Annotated in this window: 1 protein-coding gene; it reads left to right on the plus strand. The window is 73.3% G+C overall.

The features are described 5' to 3' along the window. Positions 1 to 95: 95 nt before the first annotated feature. Positions 96 to 2,058 (plus strand): ATP-dependent zinc metalloprotease FtsH (ftsH, locus tag E1265_RS35800; RefSeq protein ID WP_243741351.1); only part of this gene is annotated, 1,963 nt, incomplete at its 3' end.

Below are 2,058 nucleotides of genomic sequence, written 5' to 3' on the forward strand. Positions count from 1 at the left end.
CCGGAAACGTATGAACCCGAACGGAGTGCTCCGGCGGCAGCCGCCCCGCACCGCTGATACGGTCAAACCCGGGCAAAGACCAACGGAGCCGCCCGGTGATCGCTGCACGTATTCGATGGCCCCGCCACCTCCTCAGCAGGTCGGCGAGGCCAGGACCTCCGCCCGAGCGAACCCCCGGCGACAAGCCGGACCAGCCGACGCCGCCCGCGGGTTGGCGCCGCTGGCTGTGGCCGCTGATCGTGGTCGTCGCGGCCATCGTCTTCCTCGTGCTGCTGCTCGTGCCCGGCCGGGAGGGCCCGTCCCTCTCCTACAGCGACTTCCTGAACCGCGTGGACGACGACCGGGTCGAGTCGGTCACCATCAACGACCGCGGCGGCGTCCAGGGCACCTACCGCGACGGCGGCCACTTCACCAGCCAGATCCCGACCGCCCTCGACACGGGCAACCTCAACGCCCGCCTCCAGGAGCACGACGTCGAGATCATCGGCAGCCAGCAGCGCGCCGGCGGCGCGGGCGAAACGCTGCTCGCGCTGCTCTTCGTCTTCCTGCCGGTCCTCATCCTCATCGGCTTCTTCCTGTGGGCGGGCCGCCGCGCAGCCGGCTCGCTCGGCGGCGGGCTGACCAGCATCGGCCGCTCCCGCGCCAAGATCATCGAGGCGGAGCGCCCGACCACCCGCTTCCCCGACGTCGCCGGCTACGACGGCGTCAAGCAGGAGGTCAGCGAGATCGTCGACTTCCTGCGCCGCCCCGAGCGCTACGCGGCCGCCGGTGCCAAGGGTCCGCGCGGCGTGATCATGGTCGGCCCGCCGGGCACGGGCAAGACGCTGCTGGCCCGCGCCGTGGCCGGCGAGGCCGAGGTGCCCTTCCTCTCCGTGACCGGCTCCGCGTTCGTCGAGATGTTCGTCGGCGTCGGCGCGTCCCGGGTCCGCGACCTCTTCCAGGAGGCGGCCAAGCGCGCACCGTCCATCGTCTTCATCGACGAGATCGACGCACTCGGCGCCCGCCGCGCCGGCGGCCACCCGGGCGGCAACGACGAGCGCGAGCAGACCCTCAACCAGCTCCTCGCCGAGATGGACGGCTTCGACCCGAGGAGCGGCATCGTGGTGCTCGCGGCCACCAACCGCCCTGATGCCCTTGACCCGGCGCTGCTGCGGCCTGGCCGCTTCGACCGCCAGGTCACCGTGCCGCTGCCCAACCAGAAGGAGCGCGCCGCGATCCTGCGGGTGCACGCCCGCGACAAGAACGTGGCGGGCGACGTCGACTGGGAGGTGGTGGCCCGCGCCACCCCCGGCTTCTCCGGCGCCGACCTCGCCAACCTCGTCAACGAGGCCGCCATCAACGCCGTCCGCGCCGACCGCGCCACCGTCGACGCGCACGACCTCGACGCGGCCCGGGACCGGGTGCTGCTCGGCCGCCGCGACTCATCCAACGCGCTGCTGCCCGAGGAACGCCGCTCCGTCGCCGTGCACGAGTCGGGCCACGCGCTGGCGGCGGCGGTCTGCGAGCACGCCGATCCGGTGGCCAAGGTCACCATCCTGCCGGCGGGGCCCTCGCTCGGCATCACCGAGCAGCTGCCGGAGTCCGAGCGCCACCTGTACAGCGAGAGCTATCTGACCGATCTGCTGACCGTGCGGCTCGGCGGTCGCGCGGCCGAGCTCGTCGTCTTCGGCGAGGGCTCGACGGGCTCGGCCAACGACCTGGCCGGGGCCACCCAGATCGCCACCCGGATGGTCCGCGAGTTCGGCCTCTCCTCGACGCTCGGCCCGATCGGCTATGCGGACGGCACCCCGCAGTACCTGGGCGGCCACGGCCTGGACGAGATGCTGCGGCGGCCGTACTCGGAGGCGACCCAGCGGGCCATGGACGAGGAGGTGGCCAGGCTGGTGCGGGAGGCCGAGCACCGCGCCGTCGAACTGCTGCGCGAACATCGCGCCGCCCTTGACCGGCTCGCGGACCTGCTGGTCGCCCGCGAGACGGTGGATGGCGCCGTGGTGCTCGACATCCTGCGCAAGCACGGCCCGGGCGGGCCGGGGGAGGGCCACCCGGATGGGTCGGGTG

The sequence above is a fragment of the Streptomyces sp. 8K308 genome (assembly GCF_004348315.1).
Taxonomy (GTDB): domain Bacteria; phylum Actinomycetota; class Actinomycetes; order Streptomycetales; family Streptomycetaceae; genus Streptomyces.